The organism is Streptomyces sparsus (assembly GCF_054776295.1).
Genome location: NZ_BAAHCA010000401.1, coordinates 1 through 4,338, shown reverse-complemented (window position 1 = coordinate 4,338; position 4,338 = coordinate 1). Strand labels below are relative to the sequence as shown.

Here is a 4,338-nt window from a genome sequence, read left to right as displayed (position 1 = left end):
GCCCTGCCGCCACACCGCCCTGCCGCCACACCGCCCTGCCGCGCCCGCCTCGCGCTCAGGCGGCGTCACCGGCGTCCGAAGCGGCGTCCGAAGCGGCGTCGGAAGCGGTGCGGAGGCGGCCCGGAGGCGGGGGAGATTCGCGGCATCGGGTGTCGACGAGGCCCTCGGGGCGGGTTGCCGAGGGTTTCTCGCTGTTCGATTCCCCGCCCGATCCGGGCCGCCGCGGCCTGATGTCCACAGAAAACCGAGGATCGGCCCGTCCACACCCTGGGGACTGTCGGGTTGTCCAGAAAGCGTCCACAGCGGGAGTGGGTGGTGCATGATCGTCCGAGGTCAGGCGGTTGGGGAAATGTGCACAAAGACAATCCACAGCCTGTGGACAGAAAATCGGCCGTCAACAGCCGTCCGGGGTTGTCCACCGGCCGCCCACAGGCAGGTGGGGGTTGTGCACAGCTTCTCCACACCCCTGTCCACTGTTCGGCAACGCGACGCGCCCTCTCACCACCCCGAGTGAAAGGCGTCACATCAAGGTGCCGGATTGGGCTGTTGAGAACTTGGGTAAACCTGGGGACGCACCTGTGGGGAACCAGGGTCCGGCTGTGCATGAGGTGTGCAGAACTTTCGGCCGTCCACAGGAACCCCCTCTTCGTCCACCGCCGCGCCCACAGGCCCGGTGGACAAAAAACGGGCTTTGACCTGCGCAGACGGGGTTATCCACCGAATCCACAGGCCCTACTACTACGACCACAGAGTTAGAGCAGGAATCTCGATTCGAAGTGGGGGCTGTGCACAACTCGCCTCGAACCGTGTCCGCCCCTCCGGCAACGACTTGACCCCGAGCAGCACCAGCTGTCAGTCCGGTGCGTCAGACTGGACCCCGGCAACCAGCAACAGCAGGAGGCGGCTGAAGGTGAAGATCCGGGTAGAGCGCGATGCACTGGCGGAGGCGGTGGCGTGGGCCGCCAAGAGCCTGCCCGCCCGTCCCCCGGTGCCGGTCCTGGCAGGGCTGCTGCTGAAGGCAGAGGGCGGCAAGCTGAGCCTGTCGGGCTTCGACTACGAGGTCTCCGCCCGCGTCTCGGTCGAGGCGGACACCGAGGAGGACGGCACGGTCCTCGTCTCCGGCAAGCTGCTCGCCGACATCTGCCGGGCCCTGCCGAACCGTCCGGTGGAGATCTCCACAGACGGTGTACGGGTCACCGTCGTCTGCGGCTCCTCCCGGTTCACCCTGCACACCCTCCCGGTCGAGGAGTACCCGGCGCTGCCGGAGATGCCCACGGCCACGGGCACGGTCCCCGGTGAGGTCTTCGCGGCGGCCGTCTCCCAGGTGGCGATCGCCGCCGGCCGGGACGACACCCTGCCGGTGCTCACCGGTGTGCGCATCGAGATCGAGGGCGACACCGTCACGCTCGCCTCCACCGACCGCTACCGCTTCGCGGTCCGCGAGTTCCTGTGGAAGCCGGAGACGCCGGACGCGTCCGCGGTCGCGCTGGTCCCGGCCAAGACGCTGCTGGACACCGCCAAGTCGCTCAGCGGCGGCGACCACGTCTCGCTGGCGCTCTCCGGATCCGGTTCCGGTGAGGGCCTGATCGGCTTCGAGGGCGCCGGCCGCCGCACGACGACGCGTCTGCTGGAGGGCGACCTCCCCAAGTACCGCACGCTGTTCCCCACCGAGTTCAACTCGGTGGCGGTCATCGAGACGGCGCCGTTCGTCGAGGCGGTCAAGCGCGTGGCGCTGGTCGCCGAGCGCAACACCCCGGTGCGGCTCAGCTTCGAGCAGGGCGTGCTCATCCTGGAGGCGGGTTCCAGCGACGACGCACAGGCTGTGGAGCGGGTGGACTCGCAGCTGGAGGGCGACGACATCTCGATCGCCTTCAACCCCGGCTTCCTGCTGGAGGGCCTCAGCGCGATCGACTCCCCGGTGGCGCAGCTCTCCTTCACCACGTCCACCAAGCCGGCTCTGCTCAGCGGTCGGCCCGCGGTCGACGCGGAGGCCGACGACGCCTACAAGTACCTGATCATGCCGGTGCGGCTCAGCGGCTGACCAGCCAGTTGAGCGGCCGACCCCACAGGTGTGCACGGTGGTCCGGGCGTAGGCTCGGAGGCGCAGTCAACCGTGCGTGAAACGTGAAGAAAGGCGCCTGATGGAGCTCGGTCTCATCGGTCTCGGCAAGATGGGCGGCAACATGCGCGAGCGCATTCGCCGCGCCGGCCACACCGTCGTCGGATACGACCGCAACCCCGACCTCGCGGACGTCCACAGCCTCAAGGAGCTTGTGGACGGCCTGTCGGGACCGCGGGTGGTGTGGGTCATGGTGCCCGCCGGTGCCGCGACGCAGTCCACCGTCGACGAACTGGCCGAACTGCTCTCGCCCGGTGACGTGGTCGTCGACGGCGGCAACTCCCGCTGGACGGACGACGAGAAGCACGCCGCCGAGCTGCGCGCCAAGGGCATCGGCTTCGTGGACTGCGGGGTGTCCGGTGGTGTCTGGGGCCTGGAGAACGGCTACGCGCTCATGTACGGCGGCGACGCCGAGGACGTGGCGAAGGCGCAGCCGATCTTCGACGCGCTGAAGCCGGAGGGCCAGTTCGGCGCGGTGCACGCCGGCAAGGTCGGCGCCGGCCACTTCGCGAAGATGGTCCACAACGGCATCGAGTACGCGATGATGCAGGCGTTCGCCGAGGGCTGGGAACTGCTGGAGGCGGTGGACTCGGTGACGGACGTCCGGGAGGTCTTCCGCTCCTGGCAGGAGGGCACGGTCATCCGTTCCTGGCTGCTGGACCTGGCCGTCAACGCCCTGGACGATGACGAGCATCTGGCGGGGCTGCGCGGGTTCGCGCAGGACTCCGGCGAGGGCCGCTGGACGGTGGAGGCCGCGATCGACAACGCGGTGCCGCTGCCGGCGATCACCGCGTCGCTCTTCGCACGGTTCGCGTCCCGGCAGGAGGACTCGCCGCAGATGAAGATGATCGCCGCGCTGCGCAACCAGTTCGGCGGGCACGCGGTGGAGAGCAGCAAGTAGCAGCAGGTCGCGGCACCCGGCGGCAGGAGGGTGGCGGCCGCAGGCAGGCGGTTTCGGTCGAGCCGGGGTTCCGGCGGGGAAGGTCAGCGGGTCATCCATGCACGTCACGCATCTCTCGCTGGCCGACTTCCGCTCCTACGCCCGGGCTGAGGTCGCCCTCGACCCGGGCGTGACCTCGTTCGTGGGGCCCAACGGCCAGGGCAAGACGAACCTGGTCGAGGCGGTCGGCTATCTCGCGACGCTGGGCAGCCACCGGGCGTCGTCCGACACTCCGCTGGTCCGCATGGGCGCCGAGCGGGCCGTGGTGCGCGCCGCGGTGCGGCAGGGGGACCGGCAGCAGCTCGTCGAGCTGGAGCTGAACCCGGGGCGGGCCAACCGGGCGCGGATCAACCGGTCCTCCCAGGTGCGGCCGCGGGACGTGCTGGGCATCGTGCGCACCGTGCTGTTCGCGCCGGAGGACCTCGCGCTGGTGAAGGGCGACCCCGGTGAACGGCGCCGTTTCCTGGACGAGTTGGTGACGGCCCGCACCCCGCGGATGGCCGGCGTCAGGTCGGACTACGAGCGGGTGCTGAAACAGCGCAACACCCTGCTGAAGTCGGCGGCGATGGCCCGTCGGCACGGGGGCCGCTCGATGGATATGTCGACGCTGGACGTGTGGGACCAGCATCTGGCGCGGGTGGGCGCGGAGTTGCTGGCCCAGCGGCTGGACCTGGTGGCGGCGCTGGGCCCCCTGGTGGACAAGGCCTACGAGCAGGTGGCGCCCGGCGGCGGCCCGGTGTTGCTGGAGTACCGCAGCGGGGCCGGGGCGGGCAACCGCGAGGAGCTGTACGGCCAGTTGCTGGCCGCGCTGGGTGAGGTGCGCAAGCAGGAGGTCGAACGCGGGGTGACGCTGGTCGGCCCGCACCGCGACGATCTGCTGCTGACGCTGGGCGGGTTGCCGGCGAAGGGCTACGCGAGCCACGGCGAGTCGTGGTCGCTCGCGCTGGCGCTGCGCCTCGCCTCGTACGACCTGCTGCGGGCCGAGGGCAACGAGCCGGTGCTGGTGCTCGACGACGTCTTCGCCGAGCTGGACAGCCGCCGTCGGGAGCGGCTGGCGGAGCTGGTGGCTCCGGGTGAGCAGGTGCTGGTGACGGCGGCGGTTCCGGAGGACGTGCCGGCGGTGCTGGCGGGCGTCCGGTACGCGGTGTCGGCGGGAGAGGTGACGCGGACGTGAGCGGTGGGGACGTGTCGCAGCCGAACGGGTCGGCCGACGGGTCGCGGGACGGGTACGGCAGCGGGCCGGCCGACGGTCCGGGGCCGGACGCGGACGGGCCGACGG

3 protein-coding genes are annotated in these 4,338 nt (G+C 70.7%); all 3 read left to right on the top strand.

All coding sequences use genetic code 11. The features are described from left to right. Positions 1-910 precede the first annotated feature (910 nt). Positions 911-2,041 (top strand): DNA polymerase III subunit beta, encoded by a 1,131-nt coding sequence (gene dnaN / locus ACYVE9_RS17215; RefSeq protein WP_461028757.1) that lies wholly within the window; start codon positions 911-913, stop codon positions 2,039-2,041. Between the two features lie 100 nt (positions 2,042-2,141). Next, positions 2,142-3,020 carry a phosphogluconate dehydrogenase (NAD(+)-dependent, decarboxylating) gene (gene gnd, locus ACYVE9_RS17210; RefSeq protein ID WP_461028756.1) on the top strand — a complete coding sequence of 293 codons (879 nt, stop codon included), beginning with the start codon at positions 2,142-2,144 and terminating at the stop codon, positions 3,018-3,020. Between the two features lie 97 nt (positions 3,021-3,117). Then, positions 3,118-4,233, top strand: a complete 1,116-nt coding sequence (recF, locus tag ACYVE9_RS17205) for a DNA replication/repair protein RecF (RefSeq protein ID WP_461028755.1) — start codon at positions 3,118-3,120, stop codon at positions 4,231-4,233. Positions 4,234-4,338 lie beyond the last annotated feature (105 nt).

Excerpts from the sequence above, each read along its gene's own strand:
- gnd (WP_461028756.1), top strand. The coding sequence starts at position 2,142 with ATGGAGCTCGGTCTCATCGGTCTCGGCAAGATGGGCGGCAACATGCGC.
- recF (WP_461028755.1), top strand. The coding sequence starts at position 3,118 with ATGCACGTCACGCATCTCTCGCTGGCCGACTTCCGCTCCTACGCCCGG.